Below are 20,219 nucleotides of genomic sequence, written 5' to 3'. Positions count from 1 at the left end.
GATTGTCTCAGTTAGAGGGGGCGAAGCTGTCGCGGAGGCGCAGCACCGCTTCCAGCGACCGGGTGACGGCGGCGTCGTACAGCTTCGCCCCGGCCTCGGCGGTGGCGTCGGACGGGCGGCCGATCACCCCGGTCGGGTTGATCTCCTCGAAGCCGCGCCAGACCGTGATCGGGCTCGGGGAATAGAGATGCGGATCGGGCCAGCAGGACGGCGTGCCGCCCGCCGGGATCGCCTCCGCCCGCGCCGAGCCCGGGAACAGGTGCAGCATCAGCGAGGTCTCCAGCGCGCAGGCATGGCCGCAGCCCTGGTCGGCATCGGGCAGGATCGCCGCCGCGTCCTCGCGGATCAGGTCGAAATAGGAGAAGGCGGCGCTGCGCACGCCGTCGGCGCCGAGCTCCGACACCGCCACCTGCAGCGCGCCGCGGTTGCCGCCATGGCCGTTCAGGACGATCGGGAAGAAGCCGTCGCGGGCGAGCGACCGGCAGACATCGACGACGATGGCGATGAAGGTCGACGGCCGCAGGCTGATCGTGCCGGGGAAGGCCAGGTGATGCGCCGAGGAGCCGTAGGAGATCGGCTCCGCCACCCGGACCGAGGGATCGCGGCCGGCGACGCCGAGCGCCACCGCGGTGGCCAGCCAGATGTCGACGCCGGTGGCGAGGTGCGGCCCGTGTTGCTCGACCGCGCCGGTCGGCACCAGCACGGCGCCGCGGGCCTTGCCGAGTTCGCCGAGCTCCGGCGACGGGCTCCAGGCCAGGCGGCCGGGCCCGGGCGTGAACGAGATCATCCGATACGTCCTTCATCGAGGCGCAGGCGCAGCATCCGGATCCCGGCATCGGCGATCAGCGCCAGGACGATGATCGCGCCCTTGAACAGATCGATGCTGGACGGGTCCACGCCGAAGACGCGCAGGGCATTGGTCAGGAGGCTGACGATGACGGCGCCGATCACCACGCCGAACACCGTGCCGCGGCCGCCGAAGATGCTGGTGCCGCCCAGCACCGCCGCGGCGATGGCGTCGAGCAGCAGCGGCGTGCCGCCGAGATTGGGGGTGACGACCGGCACGCGGCTGATCATCAGCACCGCGGTCAGGAAGGTGAAGATGGCGGCGACGACATAGGTCAGCAGCTGCTGCCGCGGCAGCGGCACGCCGGCCAGCTGCGCCGCGGCGGGGTCGGAGCCGATGGCGTAGGTGCGCAGGCCGAAGCGGGTCCAGCGCATCAGTCCCCACGCGCCGATGGCGATCAGCCCGACCAGCAGCACCGAGTTCGGCACGCCGAGCGACTGCCCGATGCCGATGTCCTTCAGCGTCGGGCTCTTCAGGATCAGCACGCCCTTCTGCGCCGCCCACAGCGTCGCCCCCTGCACCGCCACCATGGTGGCCAGGGTGACGACGAAGGGCGGCACGCGGAGATAGCCGACCAGCAGGCCGTTCAGCAGGCCGAGCAGCGTCATGGTGGCGAGGCCGGCCAGCAGGGCCAGGACCAGCGGGTCGCCCGCATCCAGCCGCCCGGCCATCACCACGCTGCAGAAGGCGACCGCCACCCCGGCCGAGAGGTCGATGCCCCCGGTCAGCAGCACCACGAAGGCGCCGAGCCCGAGCAGCGCCACCGGCGTGGCCTGGGCCAGCACGTTGCGCAGGCTGTCGGGCGTGACCACCCGCGCATCGATCAGGCCGAACGCCGCCACCAGCAGGATCAGCAGCAGCAGCGGCGCGAGATCGAGGGCGCGGCGGAGCCAGGGGGTGTCCATCAGCCGCGCCAGTCGGCGACCGCTTCGGGCTGCCCGCTGGCGACGCTGCGCCGGATCGCGTCGTTGACCGCGACGGCGCGCAGCGCCTCGGGCAGCGAGATGACGAAGGGTTTGTCCTCGCGCACCGCCTGCACGAAGTGGCGCAGCTCCTCATACAGGTCGCCCATGATCCGGCCGTTGACGGTCGGCCAATGCAGCCCGTCCGGCAGGCTCCAGGCGCCGCTCGACAGCACCCGCAGGCCGTGGTCGCGGACGTCGAGATCGACCACGCCCTTGGTGCCGACCACCTCGGTCCGGGCCCAGATGCCGGTCGGGATGTCGCTCGGCAGCGACCAGCCGAAATAGAGCTGGCCGACCATGCCGTTCGACATGTCGCAGGTGGTGAAGATCGCGTCCTCGGACCGGACGCCCAGGCTCGGCATCAGCTTCGACACGGCGCGGGAATAGACCCGGGTGACGTCGGCGCCGCTGATCCATTGCAGCGCGTCGACATCGTGCACACCGAGATAGAAGCAGACGCTGGAGGAGCCGTTCATGCGGGTGCCGATGTCGCGCACCGTGAACCGGCCGGAGCTGGCGTGGATCGGGTCGCCGATCTTGCCGGCCCGCACCGCCTCCGCCGCCTGCACGTAGCGCGGGTCGAAGCGCAGGATATGGGCGACCAGCAGGCGGCCACCGCCCTTCTTCTCCGCCGCCGCCATGGCCTGCGCCGCCTCCAGCGTGTGCGCCATCGGCTTCTCGACCAGCACCGGCTTGCCCGCCTCCAGCAGGGCGCAGGTGACGTCCTGGTGCAGCGTGTCCGGCAGCGCCACGACATAGGCGTCGGCGGCATCGGCGGCCAGCGCCGCATCGATGTCGGGGAAGTGACGGGCGCCGTACTGGTCGGCGGTCTTGCGGCCGAGCTCCGCCGACAGGTCGACGATCGCCGACAGGGTCGCCGTCTCCAGCCCGGCGATCGCCTGGGCGTGGAACTGCCCCATGAAGCCGGCGCCGACGATGGCCAATCTCATCCTGCTCATCCCGCTACCCTCTCCTGTGTCGTCAGGCTTTGCGCCTCGGCGCTGCGGCCGAAGGCCAGCGCCATCACCTCGGTCTCGGTCGCCCCGCGCGGCAGCTCGCCGGCGGTGCGGCCCTCATGCATCACCACGATGCGGTCGGCGACGCCCAGCACCTCGGGCAGCTCGCTCGACACCATCAGGATCCCGGCGCCCTGCGCCTTCAGCTCGGCGATCAAAGCGTGCAGCTCCGATTTCGCGCCGACATCGACGCCGCGCGTCGGCTCGTCCAGCAGCAGCACCCGCGGGCGGGTGGCCAGCCATTTGCCGATCACCACCTTCTGCTGGTTGCCGCCCGACAGGTCGCCGACGCGCTTGCGCGGATCGGGCGGCCGGACGCCGAGCTGCCGGATCAGCCGCCCGGCCTCGGCCGCCAGGGCCGAGGGTCGGACGAGGCCGAGCGCGCTACGGGCGCGGATCCAGGCCAGGGTGACGTTGTCCTGGACCGACATCGGCCCGACGAAGCCTTCGAGATGCCGGTCCTCCGGCACATAGGCGACGCCGAGCGCATTGGCCCGCCGGGCGTCGCCGGCCGGCAGCGTGGCGCCGCCGATCCGGATCGTGCCGGCGCGGTGGGCCGACAGGCCGGCGATGCAGCGCATCACCTCGGACCGGCCGCTGCCCATCAACCCGGCCAGCGCCACCACCTCGCCGGCATGCACGGTCAGGCTGGCCGCGCGCAGCAGACCGCCGTCGGAAATGTCCTCGACCGCCACCAGCAGCGCGCCGCGCGGCACCGGCCGATGCGGGAAGACGTTGCCGATGTCGCGGCCGACCATCATCCCGATCAGCGCCGGCTCGTCGAGGTCGCGGATCGCGCGGTCGCCGACGAAGCGGCCGTCGCGCAGCACCACGGCGCGGTCGGCCAGGGTGAAGATCTCCTCCATCTTGTGCGAGATGTAGAGGATGGCGCAGCCGATCCCCTTCATCCGGCCGATCAGCTGGTACAGGCGGTCTCGCTCGCGGGTCGACAGGGCGCTGGTCGGCTCGTCCATGATCACCAGCCAGGCCTCGGACAGCATCGACTTGGCGATCTCCACCATCTGGCGCTGGCCGACGGTCAGGATGCCGACCCGGTCGTCGGGCCGGAGGCCGAGGCCGAACTGGTCGATCACCTCCTGCGCCTTGCGCCGCATCTCGGCCCGGCGCAGGGCGATGCCGCCGGGCTCGCGCCCCAGGAACAGGTTCTCGGCCACGGTCAGGTCGGGCACCAGGCTGAAATGCTGGTGGATCACGGCGATGCCGGCGGCCGCCGCCTCGGCCGGGGTGCGCAGCCGCACCGGGCGGCCATCCAGGATCAGCCCGCCCTCGTCCGGCTGGTGCACGCCGGACAGGCATTTCACCAGGGTCGACTTGCCGGCGCCGTTCTCGCCCGCCAGCGCCACCACCTCGCCGGCGCGGATGTCGAAGGCCACGCCCTCCAGCGCCTTGACGCCGGGGAAGAGCTTGCCGAGGCCGACGATGCGCAGCTCGTGCCGGTCCAGCCGGCGCGGGACCGCCTGGGCCGCCTCCTCCGCCGTGTGGGCGGCGCGGCTGCGGCGGCGCCACTTGGCCACGGCGGCGGCCAGCCGGTCGCGCTGGCTCAGCAGCACCGCGAACAGCACCAGCCCGCCGGTGACGATGTAGATCGCCTGCTGCGGCACCTGCAGGAAGGACAGGCCGGTGTTGATGGCGCCGAGCAGCAGCGCGCCGAGCGCCGTGCCGGTGACGCTGCCCTCGCCGCCCGACAGCTTGGTGCCGCCGACGATGGCGGCGGTGATCGCCGCGAATTCGAGGCCCATGCCGGCCAACGGCTGGGCCGAGCCGAGGCGGCCGATGATGACCACGGCGCCGAGCCCGGCCGACATGCCGGCCAGGACATAGGTCAGGGTCTGCACGGTGCGGACCGGGATCAGCGAGGCCCGGGCCGCCCCGGCATTGCCGCCGACCGCGAAGATCCAGCGGCCGAGCACGGTGCGGTGCAGCAGCCCCCACCAGCCGGCGAGCAGCAGGGCCGCCAGCAGCAGCGACGCCGGGATGCCGAGGATGTCGGCGCTGCCGGCCCAGAGCAGCATCGGGCTGTCGATCGGGATGCTGGAAGCGCCGGACAGGCTGAGCGCCGCCCCCTTCCCCGCCGCCAGCGTCGCCAGCGTGGCGATGAACGGGCTGATGCCGACGGCGCTGATCAGCAGGCCGTTGATCAGCCCCACACCACCACCCGCGGCCAGCGCCGCCACGATGCCGAGCAGCCCCGACCCGGTGGCGCCATAGGCCTGGCCAGCGACGATGCCGGCGATCGCCAGGGTGCTGCCGACCGAGATGTCGATGCCGCGGGCGATGATCACTGCGGTCATGGCGAAGCCGACGATGGCGATCACCGCCGTCTGCTGGCCGATCGAGACGAGATTGGCGAAGGACAGGAAGCCGGGCCCGGCCAGGCCGAAGCCGACCAGCACCAGCAGGATCAGCCCGGCCAGCACCAGGTCATTGCCGAAGCCCGCGCCGGCCAGCGACAGGCGCCGCGCCGCGGTGGCATCCGCCGGTTTCGGAGGCATGGCCCTGCCCTTCGCCTCTCCCCTCACTTCGCGACGGTCATGGCGGAGACCGGCTGCTTCGGCCCCAGCTGCTCGGTATAGGCCTTGGCCGCCTTGGTCGCGGCCTCGGGCGTGATGTGCTCGACCTTCAGCCCCTTGCCGGCCAGCGCCTGGGCGGTGGCGTCGGAGGTGACGAAATAGGTCGGCATGTACAGGTCCTTGGGCATGCTCTCGCCTTTGGCCAGCCGCGCCGCCACCGCGATGTTCCAGTAGCCGACGCGATAGGCGCCGGTCAGGACATCCATCACCATCGACCCGTCCTCGAGCAGCGGGTGCATCTCCTCGTCGCCGTCATAGCCGGCATAGAGCAGCTTGCGGTCCATCGCCTGGGCGACGGCGCTGGCGGCCAGGCACATGGAGTCCGAGATGCAGCCCACGGCCTTCAGCTCGGGATAGGTGGTCAGCCAGGTCTGGGCCGCGTCGGTGGCCTTGGCCGAATCCCAGCCGGTGGGCTGGATGCCGACCAGCTTGATGTTCGGGAACTCCTTGGCCAGCGTCTCGGTGAAGGCCTTCTCGCGGGTGTCGGAGACGAAGTTGCCGCGGGTGCCGACCAGGAGGCCGACCTCGCCCTCGCCGCCCAGGGTCTGGCCCAGCGCGCGGGCCACCATCGCCATGTTCTCCTGGTCCGGATACAGGGTCGAGGTGTTCCAGCCGCCCTCGACCTTGTTGCCCATGGTGATCACCGGGATCTTGGCGGCCTCGGCCTTCTTGATCACCGGCAGCAGGGCGTTCTTGTCGATCGGGTCGACCAGGATCGCGTCGACCTTCTGGTTGATGAAGTTCTCGATGATGGCGACCTGCTTCTCCAGGCTGCCCTCGGCGCTCTGCCAGGTCGTCTTGACGCCGTAATCCGTGGCCGCGGTATCGCCCGCCTCCTTCATCCGCACGAAGAAGGAGTTCTGCAGGTCGATGGCGGCGAGGCCGAGCACCGGCTCGGCGGCGGTTGCGAAGCCCGACAGGGCCAGGACCGCGGTAAGGGCCACGCCCGACAGCACATGCTTGATCATGGTCTCGTCCTCTCCTGTGAAGCCTCAGATGAATTCGTTTGTTGTTGGGAGGGTTTTGCCCTCCGGGCCCCGCATTCAGGCGGCGAGGCCGTCCGTTCCGGCGCCGCAGACCAGGCCGCAGACCACGTCGCCGTCGCGCGGCACCACCCGGCCGGATTGCAGCGCCGCGACCGAGGCGGCGCCGCTGAGATCGGCGGCGAGGCCGAGCTCGAACCACAGCCACTCCGCCGCCCGCTCCATGTCCCGGTCCTCGATCAGCACCACCTCGTCGACGGTGCGGCGGATGATGTCGAAGATGCGCGGATCGGTGCGGCCGCAGGCCATGGTCGGCACCGCCGTGGTGACGGCGTCGAGCGTCACCACCCGACCCGCGTCCAGGCTGGCGCGCAGGGTCGGGGAGCCGACCGGCTCGATGCCGACGATCCGCGCCTTCGGCTGCAGCGCGCGGATCGCCGTGGCCATGCCGGCGGCCAGGCCGCCGCCGCCGATCGCGATCAGGAACAGGCTGGCCTCCGGCAGCTCCTCGGCGATCTCCAGCGCCACCGTGCCCTGCCCCGCGACCACCTCGGGATCGGCGAAGGGGTGGAAGTAGACCGCGCCGGTCGCCTCGGCAAAGGCTCGGGCGGTGCGGTCGGACTCGTCCCAGACCGTGCCCTCGATCCGGATCTCGGCGCCCCAACTGGCCAGCTTGGCGCGCTTGGCCGGCGACGCATTGCCGGGCAGGAAGACGGTGGTCGGAACCCGCGCGAGATGGCCGGCCCGCGCCACGGCGAGGCCGTGATTGCCGCCCGACGCGGTGACGATGCCGCGGGCCAGCGTCGCCGGGTCGGCCGCCAGCAGCCGGTTGGTCGCGCCGCGCGCCTTGAACGAGCCGGTGACCTGCAGGCATTCCAGCTTGAGCCACAGCGGCGCCGGCGCCGGCGCCTGCAGCAGCTGGTCGGCCCGGATCAGCGGGGTGCGCCGGACATGGCCGCGGATCCGGTCGGCGGCAGCTTCGATGTCGTGGAAGCCGATCATCCGAGGCTCCCGCGATAGGGCGAGGCGACGACCAGGCAGCAATTGCCGGGCCGCACCCGCCCCGGCTGGCGGCGGGCATAGACGATGCCGTCGGCGCCGGTGCGCAACTCGGCCGGCGCGCGGCCGGGATCATGCAGGAAATGGATCCGCCCGGCCGGCTGCCCGGCCCGCACCTCCGCGCCGTTGCGGTGGTACGGCTCGAACACCCCGTCATCGCCGGCGAGGACGTAGGAGGATGCGCCTGCCACCTCATAGACCTTGGGGTCCGGGCGCCGCGGTGCGGCGAAGGACGGGTCGAGCACGCCGAGATGGGCCAGCACGCTGCGCACGCCGCGGCGGCAGATGTCGAGCGCGTCGAGCGACACGGTGCCTGCCCCCGCCATCTCGGTGCCGACGACGGTCAGGCCGGCGGCGACGGCGGCGGCGGTGGCGGTGCGCGGCTCGCCGAGATTGTCGACCACCACCGTGATCGGCGCGCCGAAGGCCAGCACCGCGTCGATGTTGCGCCGCTGATGCGCCGGGTCGGGCGCCGGCTCGACGATCGCGCTGGGCAGGATGTCGAGCGACGAGCCGCCGGAATGGAGGTCGAGGAAGGCGTCGCCGCGCGGCAGCAGCACATCCTGCACATAGGCCGAGATCTGCCGGGTGATGGTGCCGGCCGGGTCGCCCGGGAAGGTGCGGTTGAAGTTCAGCCCGTCGACCGGCGAGGTGCGCTTGCCGGCCACCACCGCCGGCAGGTTGATCGCCGGGATCAGGATCAGCCGGCCCTGGATCGTGCCGGGGTCGAGGTCGCGGATGATCTCGCCGAGGGTGATCGGCCCCTCGTATTCGTCGCCGTGATTACCGCCCTCGAGGATCACGGTCGGCCCGGTGCCGTTGGCGATCACCGCGAGCGGGATGCGCACGGTGCCCCAGGCGTCGTCGTCCGGCGATTGCGGGATGTGGAAGAAGCCGACCTGCCGGCCCGGCCGGTCGAAGTCGATGTCGGTGAAGGCCGTGCTGCGACGGATGGTCGGCGCACCCCGGCTCGATCCCACCGCCACGGTTTCGATGCTTTCCACGCTGCGCCTCCTGCGGGCGGTCTCGGCCGCCGTTGGAAGAACGCTAGGGTTGTTTTACTGATGGTGTCAACATCATGTATAAAACATTCCTCGGAACGCCGGCGGCGGCGATACAGTCCCGCCCCGGACTCGCGTGGGCTCGCTTGGGGGTTGGATGTGACGGAGAAGAAGGCGGCCTATTCGGCGCCGGCGCTGGAGAAGGGCCTGGACATCCTGGAGCTGCTGGCCAGCCGGGACGAGCCGCTGTCGCTGACCCGGATCGCCGACGGGCTGGGCCGGTCGAAGAGCGAGATCTTCCGCATGGTGATGGTGCTGCTGGAGCGGGACTACCTCGCCCGCGACCCGGCCAGCGACGACCTGACCTTGACCAACCGGCTGTTCTCGCTCGGGCTGCGCACGCCGCGGGTGCGCAACCTGGTGACCGAGGCGGTGCCGGTGATGAACGCGCTGGCGGCAGAGACCGGCCATTCCGCCCATCTGGTGGTGCTGTATCGCGGCCGCACCGTCGTGCTGGCCTCGGTCTCCGGCGAGCCGGACATCAGCTTCACCCTCAATCTCGGCTTCAACCGGCCGGCGGTGGACGCCACCTCCGGCCAGGTGATCGTCGCCTTCCAGCCGCCGGAGGTGCAGCAGCGCCTGATCCGCGAGAGCCTGCCCCAGGCCCGGGGCCGGGTGACCGAGGATGAGCTGCGGGCGTCGCTGGACGGCATCCGCGGCCGCGGCTTCGAGCTGCATGAGAGCCGGGATTTCGTCGGCCTGACCGACATCTGCTGCCCGATCCTCGACCGCGGCGGCCATGCCGTGGCCAGCATCATCATCACCTGCATCAAGCGGCACGGCCAGGAGGCCCGGCTGATGGACGCCCTCGACGCCCTGAAGCGCGCCTGCGCCGTGATCAGCCAGGCCGCCGCGTAATAGCGGTCAGCCACCGGCACCGCTTCTCGCGACGACGGGCGGCTCGGTCGGTCCGCCGGCGCGCAGGCGATGCAGCATGCGCTTGCGGCGGGGATCGGGGCTCGGCACGGCGGAGATCAGGCGCTGGGTGTAGGGCTCGCGCGGGCGGGTGCAGATCTGCTCGGCGTCGCCGGTCTCCACGATCCGGCCCTTGTGCATCACGATCACCCGGTCGCAGAAGTACCGGACCACCGAGATGTCGTGCGAGATGAACAGGAAGCTGAGGCCCAGCCGGGCCCGCAGCTCCAGCAGCAGGTCGAGGATCTGGCTGCGGATCGACACGTCGAGGGCCGAGGTCGCCTCGTCGGCGATGATGATGCGCGGGTCGAGCGCCAAGGCGCGGGCGATGCCGATGCGCTGGCGCTGGCCGCCGGAGAAGGCGTGCGGGTGCCGCTCCATCGCCTGCGGGTCGAGCCCGACCAGCGCCATCAGCCCGGCGACCTTCGCCTCCAGCGCCTGGCCCTGCGCCAGGCCGTTGACCTTCAGCGGGTCGCCGATGATGTCCTTCACCGTCATCCGCGGGTTGAGCGAGGAGAACGGGTCCTGGAACACCAGCCGGACCTCGCGGTGGAAGCGGCGCAGCTCGCGCTTGCCCAGGCCCGTCACCTCGACCTCCCGCCCCTCGCGGTCGCGATAGGTGACGGTGCCCGCGCTGGGCTCGACGATGCGCAGCACCAGCCGGCCGAGCGTGGTCTTGCCGGAGCCGCTTTCGCCGACGATGCCGAGGCTTTCGCCGGGATGCAGGTCGAAGCTGGCATCATCGACGGCACGCAGCGCATAGCGGCCGCTGCCGGGGAGCCAGCGGCGGGATTCACCGTAGACCTTGCCCAGGCCGCGGACGGACAGGATCGGCGCCTCCATAGCCGCGGCCCCTCCCCGCCTCGCCGCGCCGGCCTCGAGCTTCGCGGTCGAGGCCAGCAGGCGGCGGGTATAGGGGTGCTGCGGCCGGTGGAAGATGTCGTCGACCGGGCCCTGCTCGATGATCCGGCCGAAGCGCATCACTGCCACGTCGTCGGCCACCTCGGCCACCACGCCGATGTCGTGGGTGATCAGCAGCATGGCCATGCCGCGGTCGACCTGCAGCCGCTTGATCAGGTCGAGGATCTCGGCCTGGGTGGTGACGTCCAGCGCCGTGGTCGGTTCGTCGGCGATCAGGATGTCGGGGTCGCAGGCCAGCGCCATGGCGATCATCGCCCGCTGCCGCATGCCGCCGGAGAACTCGAAGGTGTAGCGGTCCGCCATCCGCTCCGGCTCCGGGATCTCGACCTGGCGCAGCAGCTCGATCGCCCGCTGCCTGGCCTGGCGCCGGTCCAGCGCCGTGTGCAGGCGGATCGCCTCGACGATCTGCGAGCCGATGGTGTGCACCGGCGACAGCGAGCTCATCGGCTCCTGGAAGATCAGGCCGATGCGGCGGCCGCGGATGGCCCGGATGTCGCGGCCGCGCGGGTCCAGCGCGGCCACGTCGATCTCGCGCCCCTCGGTCCGCAGCAGGATGCGGCCGCCGGTGATGCGGCCCACCTTGTCGACGATGCGCAGCAGGGCGCGGGCGGTGACGCTCTTGCCCGAGCCGCTTTCGCCGACCAGGCACAGCGTCCGGCCGCGGCGGAGGTCGAAGCCGACGTTGCGGACCGCGTGCAGGATGTGGGTGCGCAGATGGAAGTCGAGCGACAGGTCGCGGACCGACAACGCCACATCGTCGGGTGCGTCCATCGCCTCAGCTCTCATACGGGTCGGCGGCGTCGCGCAGCCCGTCGCCGAAGAAGTTGAAGGCGAGGACGGCGACCACCACGGCAAGGCCGGGCCAGAACAGGAGCCAGGGGGCGGTCGCGACGGTGCGGATGCTCTGCGCGTCCTGCAGCAGCACGCCCCAGCTGACCACCGGCGGCTTCAGCCCGATGCCGAGGAAGGACAGCGAGGTCTCGGCCACGATCATGGTCGGCACGGCGAGGGTGACCACGGCCAGGATGTGGCTGGTCAGCGACGGCAGGATGTGGCGGAAGATCAGCCGCCGCTCGCCCGACCCGTCGAGCCGGGCGGCGGTGACGAAATCCTCGCCGCGCAGGGCCAGGAACCGGCCCCGCACCTCGCGCGCCAGCCCGGTCCAGCCGAGCAGCGACACGATCACGGTGATGACGAAATAGACCTGCAGCGGCGACCAGCTGAGCGGGATGGCGGCGGCCAGGCCGAGCCAGAGCGGGATGGTCGGCATGGCGCTGACCACCTCGATCAGCCGCTGGATCAGCATGTCGACCCAGCCGCCATAGAAGCCGGAGACCGCCCCCAGCGTGACGCCGAGGATGAGCGAAAGCGCGACGCCGACCAGGCCGATCGACATCGAGATGCGGGTGCCATGGACCAGCCGCGAAAACAGGTCGCGGCCGAGCCGGTCGGCGCCCAGCAGGTACATCGGGTCGTTCGGGTTGACCGGCCCGATCAGGTGCCGGTCGAGCGGGATCAGCCCCCACAGCTTGTAGGGCCGGCCTTTGACGAAGAAGCCGACCGACACGACCTTGCTGTCGTCGACGACGAAGGTGCGGCGCAGCGCCTGCGGGTCGATCGCGATCCTGTAGCCCTTGACATGCAGGTTGAACGCCCAGCCGCCATCCGGCGTCTCGACGAACAGGCTGAGCTCCTGCGGCGGGGCGTAGGTGTATTGCGGCCGCGACAGGTCCGGGCTGGAGGGCGCGAGGAATTCGGCGAAGGCGCCGATGAGGTAGAGCAGCAGCACCACGACCGCCGCCGCCATGGCGACCTTCTGGCGCAGCAGCTTGCCCAGCATCAGCCGCCAGGGGCCGACCGCCGCCAGGGTCGCCGGGCCGCGGCCGGGCTCGAGCGGGCTGATCGCCGGCCCTTCGGTGTCCAGATCCGCCAGGTCCTGCATGGTCATGGCGCGGCCCTCAGCTGAACCGGATGCGGGGGTCGAGCAGCGCCAGCAGCAGGTCGGAGACCAGCATGCCGACCAAGGTCAGCGCGCTGAGCAGCAGGATGAAGCTGCCGGCCAGATACATGTCCTGCGACACCAGCGCCCGCAGCAGCAGCGGCCCGGCGGTCGGCAGGTTCAGCACGATCGCGGTGATGGTGACGCCCGAGACCAGATGCGGCAGCACCCAGCCGATCGCCGAGATGAACGGGTTCAGCGCGATCCGCAGCGGGTAGCGCAGCACCAGCCGGTGCTCCGGCAGGCCCTTGGCCCGGGCGGTGATGACATAGGGCTTGTTCAGCTCGTCGGTCAGGTTGGCGCGCAGGATGCGGATCAGCGCCGCCGTGCCGGAGGTGCCGATGACCACGACCGGGATCCAGAGATGGGCCAGCAGGTCCCAGGCCTTGCCCCAGCTCCACGGCGCATCGGTGAATTCCGGCGAGTACAGGCCGCCGACGCTCTGCCCGAGATAGCGGTAGCAGAGATACATCAGGGTCAAAGCGAAGATGAAGTTCGGGATCGCCAGGCCGAGGAAGCCGAGGAAGGTGAAGACATGGTCGCCGACCGAATGCCGGCGGACGGCGGAATAGATCCCGATCGGCAGCGACACCGCCCAGACGAAGACCAGGCTGGCCAGCGAGATCGCCAGGGTCGAGCCCATGCGGTCCCAGATCAGCCCGGCGACCGGCTGGTTCCAGTCGAAGGAATAGCCGAAATCGCCGCGGAACAGGATGCCGGACATCCATTTCCAGTACTGGACGTAGAAGGGCTGGTCGAAGCCGTATTGCGCCCGCAGCCGCTCGATCTGCGCCGGGTCGATCGGCTGGCCGTTGTCGGACCAGGAGGACAGCAGCGAGGTCAGGTAGTCGCCCGGCGGCAGCTGGATGATCAGGAACGAGATCAGCGACATGCCGAACAGCGTCGGCACCATGGCGAGAATGCGCTTGAGGATGTAGCCGAGCATCCCTCTCCTCCCTCATTCTTCTACCCGCCGACTCTTTGCTCCTCGCGGCGTAGGTTGGGTTCGCTCTCGGGCGAACCCAACATGGATCCGGCGTCTGCGATGTTGGGTTCGCGAACCGCGAACCCAACCTACGGGGTCAACTCCACGTCACGTGCACGACCTCCAGCCGGTCGATCGACGGCACCTCGATCACGACCCGGCCGTCCTGCGGCACCGCCTGCACCTGCCGGCCGGCCACCAACAGCGCCGCCTTGGCCACCGACCGGCCCGGCGGCACGGCGATCGAGACGCGCTGGGGGCCGAGCGGCAGGACCTCGCGCACCGGCCCCTTCAGCATCATCGGGTTGGTCAGGTTGACGATGGTCAAAGCGAGGCCGGAGGCGTCCTCGCGCAAAGCCAGGTCGACCACGCCGGGGCCGTCGACGGTGACCTGCGGCGCCCGGCCCAGGGCCCCCTGGGCCCAGCGCACGGCGTTGCCGATCAGGCGGGAATGGTCCGGCGCCAGCACCTCCCAGAAGATCTCGCCGATGTTCCAGGGGATGTAGACCGACCGGCCGCCCGACCCGGTCTCGCGCGCCACCACCGCGGCGCCCTGCGGCGCCTCGCGGGGATAGACCTCCTCCATCGGCAGGTCCGGGAAGTCCGGCACGTAGAGGAAGGGCTGCTCGGCACCGGCCGCCGGCGCGACATGGATCAGCCTTGTGCCGCCGATGATCCGGGCGGCGCCGTCATAGCCGGCATTGACCGGGTGCCGGCCGTTGAGGGCGACATAGCCGTTCTTGACGATGCCGCGCGGGCCGGATTGCAGCGTCACGCCCAGCACGTCGGCCAGGCCGAACTCCGGGCGCATCGCGCCGGACTCGGTCCGCAGCGAGGTCTCGTAGGCGGCGACGATGCTGCCGCCGCGCCCGACATAGCCGCGGATCGCCTCGCATTGCGCGTCGGACAGGCAGGAGACGTTGGCGAGGACCAGGAGCTTGAACCGGTCCAGCGCCTCGGCCGTCATCACCTGGTCCGACAGCAGCTCGAAGGGCAGCCGGGCCTCGACCAGCGCGTGATAGAATCCGAGGTCGTGGCGTTCGGCCTCGTGCCGCTTCTCCGGCGCCCAGTGGCGCAGCGTGGTCGACGGGTCGATCACCGCGATCTCCGCCGCCGGCCGCATCGGCGCCAGCACCGGCTCGAGCTTGGCATGCACGGCGAAGGCGTCGGCCACCGGCTCGACCCAGCGCGTGTCGGAGACGACGCCGTTGAACTTGGTGAACCAGGGATGGATGCCGTGCGCGGCGCCGTCATTGATCCACAGCACGATCTCCTCGCCCGAGGTCACGGCGTCCTTCCAGCGATACTCCTCCTCCGGCCCGATCGAGGTGATCATCTGCACCGGGCGGTCGGGGAAGGTGGCGCGGATGCGCTTGCCGTTGCGCCCGGCCGACCAGCCGACCTCGACCCCGCGCCGACCCTGGTGGTCGACCACCAGGAACGGGCAGTGCTTCTGGATCACCGACAGGTCGAACTCCATCAGCGAGGAGCCGCTCATGTTCGGGATGAAGCTGGCATGCGGGCGGATCGCCTTCACCGCGTCGTCCCACTGCGCCACCACGGCGGTCAGCACCTTGCGGCGCCAGGCCGCCCAGGCCTGCCAGACCGGGTCGTTGGCGTCCGGCTGCAGCGGCAGGTCGTGGCCCGACTCCGACTTGAACCGGGTCCGGCAGTCGGCGCAGTAGCAGACGCCATGGCCCTGCCAGCGATTGGCGAAGATCGCGTCGATGTCGTAGGTGCGGGTGATCTCCTCGACCACCTCGGGCATGAATGTGCTGTTGTAGTCGCCATAGGCGCAGGTCACCCAGACATCGGGATAGGCCCAGTGCCGGCGCGGGCGGCCCTCCTTGTCGACCGCGATCCATTCCGGATGGGCGTCGGCCGCGTCCTGGTGGATGGCGTGCGGGTCGACGCGGGCCATGACATGCATGCCGAGCGACCGGGCGCCGGCGACCAGCGTGCCGAAGGGGTCGGTCTCGCCGATGAAGCGGCTGACATAGTGCAGCGGCACCTGGCTCGGGTAATAGGCGATGTAGCCGCCGGCCGAGAGGCAGGTGGCGTTCGACCGGGTGCGGCGGAACAGGTCGATCCAGACCTCCGGGTCGAACCGGACCGGGTCGTCCTCGGCCAGGGTCAACTGGGTCCAGCGGGTGGCGGTCCGGTACCAGTCGGGCGTGCGGAGCGCGGTCGGCTGCGAGGTGTCGGGCATCGTGTCCATCGGCTCGGTCGTGGCAGGGCGGGAGTCGGGATCAGGCCTTGAAGTACTGCTCCGGCCGGGTCGGGCCGGGCGTCGGCCAGCCGAACGAGTTCGGCATGGACTTGGTGACGTTCACCATGGCGTTGCGGACGACGCCGTAGCTGTCGGCCGGCAGGGTCACGCCGAAGGTGTAGAAGGCGTCGGCGCAGAGCTCGAGGACCTGCCGCATCAGCTCGTTCTGCTTCGCGGGATCGGCGGTGGCCTTGAGCTGGTCGTAGAGCTCGAACTGCTTCTTGGTGACCTCCGGCGGCTCGATCGCATCCGGGTTGGTGCGGTCGCGGTACCAGAGCTGCCAGCCCTTGGCGTAGAAGGCTTCGGTCGTGTAGGGCAGGAAGTAGCGGGGGTCGAGCATCGCCGGGATGCCGGAATTGCCGCCGAACTTGTGCGCGGTACCGTCGAACTCCCGCCCCTGCCGCACCCGCGTCTCCCACAGCGACCGGTCCATCGGCTTCATCTGCACGTCGATGCCGACGGCCTGGAACATCGGGATGGCCAGCTGGAAGATGTCGAGGAAGGTGGTCCGCGACTGGTCGATCTCGAAGATGATCGAGACCCGCCGGCCCTGGCTGTCCAGCCGGTAGCCGTCGCCGTCCTTGTCCGGGAGGATCTTGTCCAGCGCCGCATTGGCGCCATCCGGATCATAGGCCGTGTACTGCGTCGCCAGCCGCTCGACATACAGCGGATCGCCCTTCTCGATCGAGGCCTGGGCCGGCGCGCCCTGGCCGATGAAGACGGTGTCGATCAGCGCCTGCCGGTCCAGCGCCAGCGACAGCGCCGCCCGGAAGTCCTTGTTCGTGAACAGGGCGCGCTTGACCTCGTCCGGATGGTTGAGGTTGAGCATGAAGACCATCTCGTTGGCCTCGGTCGAGGTCAGCGTGTAGAAGCCGTAGCCGCCCTTCTCCTGGCCGTCGAACAGCACCGCCTTGTTGCCCGGCGTAGCGATGTACTGGTCCATCATGTCGATCTCGCCCTGCAGCACCTTCAGCAGCAGGACCTGCGGGTCGGCGACCATCTGGTAGACGATGCGGTCGAAATAGGGCAGTTGCTGCCCGGCCGTGTCGACCTTCCAGTAATACGGGTTGCGCTCGGCGATCGCCCGCTCGGTGCTTTCCCCCGGCGCGACGGTCAGCTTCCAGGCCGCGAGGGTCGGGCGCTTCGAGTTCTGGAAGTAGTCGTTGTCGCTGGCGAAGCCGGCCTCGAACTGGAACAGCGGGATCCAGCTCTCGAAGCCGCGGGACTTCGCCAGCTCATTGGCCTGCGGATTGTGCTTGAGGTGGAACTGCTGCAGGTAGTGCTTCGGCGCCTTGCAGGTCTGGTCGGAATTGGCCCAGGCGATCTGCAGCGGGAACAGGCCGCTCGGCCGGTCGAAGATCACCTTGAAGGTCTGTTCGTCCACCACCTCCAGCCGGGCCGGCTTGCCGCCGGATTTCCAGTGGTCCTGGCCGATGAAGGCGACCTCCTTGTTGAGCAGGATGTCCTCGTACCAGAAGCGGATGTCCTCGGTGGTGAAGGGATGGCCGTCCGACCATTTCATCCCCTTCCGCAGCCGGACCGTGAACTCCTTGGCATCCGGGCTGGACTGGAAATCCTCGGCGACGTTCAGCGTCACCCCGGACCAGTCCGGCGTGTAGCGCAGCAGCGGCTCATAGCCCTGGTAGCGCACCAGCATCGACAGCGACCCGCCGCCGACCAGCGCATGGGACCAGTCGCCGCCATGCACGCCGACGCGGTCGACCGGCGTGACCACCAGCGGGTTCTCCGGCAGCCGGTCCTGCAGCGGCGGCAGCGCGCCCTTGTCGACCAGCGCCTGCAGCACCGCGGCTTCCTTGGCGTCCCCGGCGAAGGCGCGGACCGGCAGCACCGGGATGGCGATCGCGGCGGAGCCGGCCGCGAGAAAGGCACGACGGCTCAGCGCCGCCTTCAGCTCTTCCCTCATGGTGTCCTCCCAGCCAGTGAGGCTAACGTCTTAGCTCTTGCTTTGGCTAACGGTAGCGTTCCAGTATGGATTTGTTAGGTAAAGCGTTATGTTCGATATGTGTCGGGTGACGGATGCTGATGGGCGCTGAACGACGGGGCGGCCGGGTGACGCTGCAGCACATCGCCGACCGCGTCGGCGTGTCGAAATTCGCCGTGTCGCGCTCGCTCTCGGGCAAGGACGGGGTCAGCGAGGCCACCCGCCTCAGGGTCGAGGAAGCCGCCGCCGCACTCGGCTATGCCAGCGCCCAGGCCGGCCCGCGCGACATCGGCGTGGCCTGCTACGACATGGACCTGGTCAACAGCGAGCTGCGGATGATGGTCCAGAACGGCGTGCAGCGGGAGGCGCACCGGCTGGGCTATCCCCTGCGGCTGCAATGGACCCACGCCCCCGACCATGTCGCCTCGATCGCCAAGCTGAGCGCCGGGCTGCTGCTGGTCGGGCCGCATGACCGGCAGACGCTCGAGCTGGTCGACGCCATGCGCATCCCGGTCGTGCGCATGGGCTGGATCGGGCCGCTCGAACCGGTCGACCAGGTGGGGGGCACCGACCGCGAGGCGGGCCAGGCGGTCGGGCAGTACCTGCTGCAGCGCGGCCATCGCGTGATCGCCTTCGTCCACGGCACCGCCGGCTATCGCGGGCGGGCGGAGCGCTACCACGGCATCCGCGAGGTCACCGAGGTCGAGCCGGACGCGTCGCTGCACCAGATGTGGTTCGAGGAGAACAGCGGATTCGTCGACGCGCTGCGCGCGCTGCAGGCCAAGGGCGTCAATCCCACCGCCTTCTTCTGCGCCCATGACGGGCTGGCCCTGACCGTGGTGTCGGAGCTGCTGTCGCTCGGCTACCGCATCCCGGAGGAGGTCTCGGTGATCGGCTTCGGCGACTTCGCCGCGGCGACCCAGATCTCGCCGCAGCTGACCACCGTCCGGGTCTATGGCGCCGAGATGGGCGCGGCCGCCGTCCGCCTGCTGATCGAGCGGATCAAGGCCGGCCGCCCGCCCTATGAGCCGCCGCAGCGCATCCTGATCGCCTCGAAGATCGTCGAACGCCGGTCCTCGGGCCCCTGCCCGCCGGCCAAGCCGCGCCGGAGAGGCTGATCGCCGGGGCGCGGCGGCCCATTGCGGATGCGCCGGCTCGCCAGCCTGTTTATAGCCGGGCGCGCGCTTTTGGATGACGGGGCACCCGGTTTTGACACCGCCTCAACCGCCAGTGGCAGTCCGCAAAGGGTGAGGAGCGGCCGGATTCGGCCCGCTCCGCCTGACGAGGCGCGGCTGAATGGCGCCTTAACAGGCCAGCTCCGCTCTCTCTCTATCGATAACGAAAGCTGGCTGGCGAAGCTTGGTGGAGCAGGACGGCCGGAAGCCGTGAACGTCGGGATGGCAAACTACCGTCTCATCAGGAAAAATCTTAAGTAAGGAACCACATTCATCAGACAAACGGCCGCCTGCGCTGCTTAAGAGCCGCAGTCAACCGCACGGAAGTAGAAGCGCACGCCGTTCTCTTCAGCACCCACGAGCCAATCGCTGCCCGCCACGCGCCCCACCGTCCGCGCGCGCTCGCCCGGGCTCAAATGGGGTCCGAGCATCGCCTGTGTGTTAGGCTCGCGGTAGCTCTGGGTGGAGCGCTGGACGACACAATCCCTTGGCTCCGGAATTATTTCGATCGGCGGATTTTCGATCGGCGGATTTTCCCCAAAAATAGAATTCCTAGCATAGTCAAAAATAGAGTCTCTCCAATAAATGACCGATAATATAAGTGCAACAGCAATCGTCGATAAAAATAACCTGATCAATGTTTTTTTTATTGAGTGATAATGAATGCCAGATTCTATATCTTTCTTGCCTCTTACAATGATATTTTCATTTGTATCTATTGTCCGATTCGTTACTATTGGTGCAACTTCCGGCTCTCCCACGTCACCGTCTGCGCGCTTGGCGAGAGAACTGGATTTCCCACCCGATCGAATTCTGCTTACCAGCGACAGCCTTTTGACCGATCCGCCACCATCATCCGGAGACAACAGCCCCGCGACTCGTTCTGCGGCCGAGATGATTTCCTTCCGATATTCCTGATCGTCCTTATTCTTGATACGCAGGTTTCGAAAGTCGAGATACGACCGCTCGCGCAATCGCACAATTAACTCGTCGGACGAGTCAGCCTCGGGTTCGAAGGCTGGAGTTTTCACAAAATATATCGGCAATACAAATGTCTTTGAACCCTCTACTTTTGCCTCTCTTTCCAAAAAAACTCAATTTCAAAGCGACATGGCTCGCTACGGAATAATCCAGGAGAAATAATTGTTATCAGTATCTGCACTTTATCAAGAGAATTTTTAACTCTCTCGCGCCAATCATCGCCCCACTGCACATCAAGCCGATCATGAAAAATCGAAAAATCCTCCAATCCCAATTCCCGAACCGCTTGCTCAAGAGATTCCCGAAATCTAGTTACGTCCTTTACTTCATCCACTTCACGAACGTAACTCAGAAATGCAGAAGATTTTCTACTCATATTTTGCTCCCGTAATCAATCAGAGAGCCATCCTTGGCAAAACACGACAAGTAACATTTCTCATTCCCTCATCATGAGGTTCTTGGTATGATAGCCTATTAGCTGGCCGTCGGGAAACCGACGACGCTAGGCAA

The 20,219-nt window shown here is 69.0% G+C and carries 16 protein-coding genes; 2 read left to right on the top strand and 14 right to left on the bottom strand.

What is annotated here, in order from left to right; genetic code table 11:
- Positions 1–7: 7 nt before the first annotated feature.
- The 7 genes from ACTOWL_RS20330 to ACTOWL_RS20300 form a co-directional block, all read right to left on the bottom strand.
- Positions 8–787: a creatininase family protein gene (locus ACTOWL_RS20330; RefSeq protein WP_441323095.1), complete on the bottom strand. Its 780-nt coding sequence runs from the start codon at positions 785–787 to the stop codon at positions 8–10.
- Complete coding sequence (locus ACTOWL_RS20325) at positions 784–1,752, bottom strand: ABC transporter permease (RefSeq protein ID WP_441323094.1); 969 nt, start codon at positions 1,750–1,752, stop codon at positions 784–786. The genes ACTOWL_RS20330 and ACTOWL_RS20325 overlap by 4 nt, the downstream gene beginning before the upstream one ends.
- On the bottom strand, positions 1,752–2,762 hold the full coding sequence (locus tag ACTOWL_RS20320) for a Gfo/Idh/MocA family protein (RefSeq protein ID WP_441323093.1): 1,011 nt from the start codon (positions 2,760–2,762) through the stop codon (positions 1,752–1,754). Before ACTOWL_RS20320 ends, ACTOWL_RS20325 begins: the two co-directional genes overlap by 1 nt.
- A gap of 5 nt (positions 2,763–2,767) precedes the next feature.
- On the bottom strand, positions 2,768–5,341 hold the full coding sequence (locus ACTOWL_RS20315) for an ATP-binding cassette domain-containing protein (RefSeq protein ID WP_441323092.1): 2,574 nt from the start codon (positions 5,339–5,341) through the stop codon (positions 2,768–2,770).
- A gap of 23 nt (positions 5,342–5,364) precedes the next feature.
- Positions 5,365–6,387: a sugar ABC transporter substrate-binding protein gene (locus ACTOWL_RS20310; protein WP_441323091.1), complete on the bottom strand. Its 1,023-nt coding sequence runs from the start codon at positions 6,385–6,387 to the stop codon at positions 5,365–5,367.
- Positions 6,388–6,462: 75 nt separating this feature from the next.
- Positions 6,463–7,404 carry a threonine ammonia-lyase gene (locus tag ACTOWL_RS20305; RefSeq protein WP_441323090.1) on the bottom strand — a complete coding sequence of 314 codons (942 nt, stop codon included), beginning with the start codon at positions 7,402–7,404 and terminating at the stop codon, positions 6,463–6,465.
- A complete protein-coding gene (locus tag ACTOWL_RS20300; RefSeq protein ID WP_441323089.1) occupies positions 7,401–8,465 on the bottom strand; it encodes a succinylglutamate desuccinylase/aspartoacylase family protein in 1,065 nt (354 codons plus the stop codon). The genes ACTOWL_RS20305 and ACTOWL_RS20300 overlap by 4 nt, the downstream gene beginning before the upstream one ends.
- Positions 8,466–8,621: 156 nt before the next feature.
- Here ACTOWL_RS20300 and ACTOWL_RS20295 point away from each other — a divergent pair, with 156 nt between their 5' ends.
- Positions 8,622–9,380 (top strand): IclR family transcriptional regulator, encoded by a 759-nt coding sequence (locus ACTOWL_RS20295; RefSeq protein ID WP_441323088.1) that lies wholly within the window; start codon positions 8,622–8,624, stop codon positions 9,378–9,380.
- A 6-nt stretch (positions 9,381–9,386) separates the two neighbouring features.
- On the opposite strand, the gene ACTOWL_RS20290 is transcribed toward ACTOWL_RS20295, so the two are convergent.
- From ACTOWL_RS20290 to ACTOWL_RS20270, 5 genes are all read right to left on the bottom strand, one after another.
- A complete protein-coding gene (locus ACTOWL_RS20290) occupies positions 9,387–11,129 on the bottom strand; it encodes an ABC transporter ATP-binding protein (protein ID WP_441323087.1) in 1,743 nt (580 codons plus the stop codon).
- 4 nt (positions 11,130–11,133) lie between these two features.
- The gene (locus ACTOWL_RS20285) at positions 11,134–12,306 is read right to left on the bottom strand and encodes an ABC transporter permease (protein WP_441323086.1); all 1,173 of its coding nucleotides are present in this window, start codon (positions 12,304–12,306) and stop codon (positions 11,134–11,136) included.
- Positions 12,307–12,316: 10 nt separating this feature from the next.
- The gene (locus tag ACTOWL_RS20280) at positions 12,317–13,303 is read right to left on the bottom strand and encodes an ABC transporter permease (RefSeq protein WP_441323085.1); all 987 of its coding nucleotides are present in this window, start codon (positions 13,301–13,303) and stop codon (positions 12,317–12,319) included.
- Positions 13,304–13,439: 136 nt separating this feature from the next.
- Positions 13,440–15,560 (bottom strand): family 10 glycosylhydrolase, encoded by a 2,121-nt coding sequence (locus ACTOWL_RS20275; RefSeq protein WP_441323084.1) that lies wholly within the window; start codon positions 15,558–15,560, stop codon positions 13,440–13,442.
- Positions 15,561–15,591: 31 nt separating this feature from the next.
- Positions 15,592–17,535, bottom strand: a complete 1,944-nt coding sequence (locus ACTOWL_RS20270; protein WP_441323083.1) for an ABC transporter substrate-binding protein — start codon at positions 17,533–17,535, stop codon at positions 15,592–15,594.
- 119 nt (positions 17,536–17,654) lie between these two features.
- Here ACTOWL_RS20270 and ACTOWL_RS20265 point away from each other — a divergent pair, with 119 nt between their 5' ends.
- Positions 17,655–18,671: a LacI family DNA-binding transcriptional regulator gene (locus ACTOWL_RS20265; protein WP_441323082.1), complete on the top strand. Its 1,017-nt coding sequence runs from the start codon at positions 17,655–17,657 to the stop codon at positions 18,669–18,671.
- Positions 18,672–19,027: 356 nt separating this feature from the next.
- Here the strand turns inward: ACTOWL_RS20265 and ACTOWL_RS20260 are convergent, their stop codons facing one another.
- Entirely contained in the window at positions 19,028–19,759 is a 732-nt protein-coding gene (locus ACTOWL_RS20260) for a hypothetical protein (protein WP_441323081.1), read from the bottom strand.
- Between the two features lie 35 nt (positions 19,760–19,794).
- Positions 19,795–20,085 carry a TIR domain-containing protein gene (locus ACTOWL_RS20255; RefSeq protein WP_441323080.1) on the bottom strand — a complete coding sequence of 97 codons (291 nt, stop codon included), beginning with the start codon at positions 20,083–20,085 and terminating at the stop codon, positions 19,795–19,797.
- Between the last annotated feature and the right edge of the window lie 134 nt (positions 20,086–20,219).

The organism is Inquilinus sp. CA228 (assembly GCF_052078665.1).
Classification (GTDB): Bacteria; Pseudomonadota; Alphaproteobacteria; order DSM-16000; family Inquilinaceae; genus Inquilinus.
The sequence above is the reverse complement of the archived record's forward strand: the minus strand, read 5'-3'. Positions and strand labels throughout refer to the sequence as shown.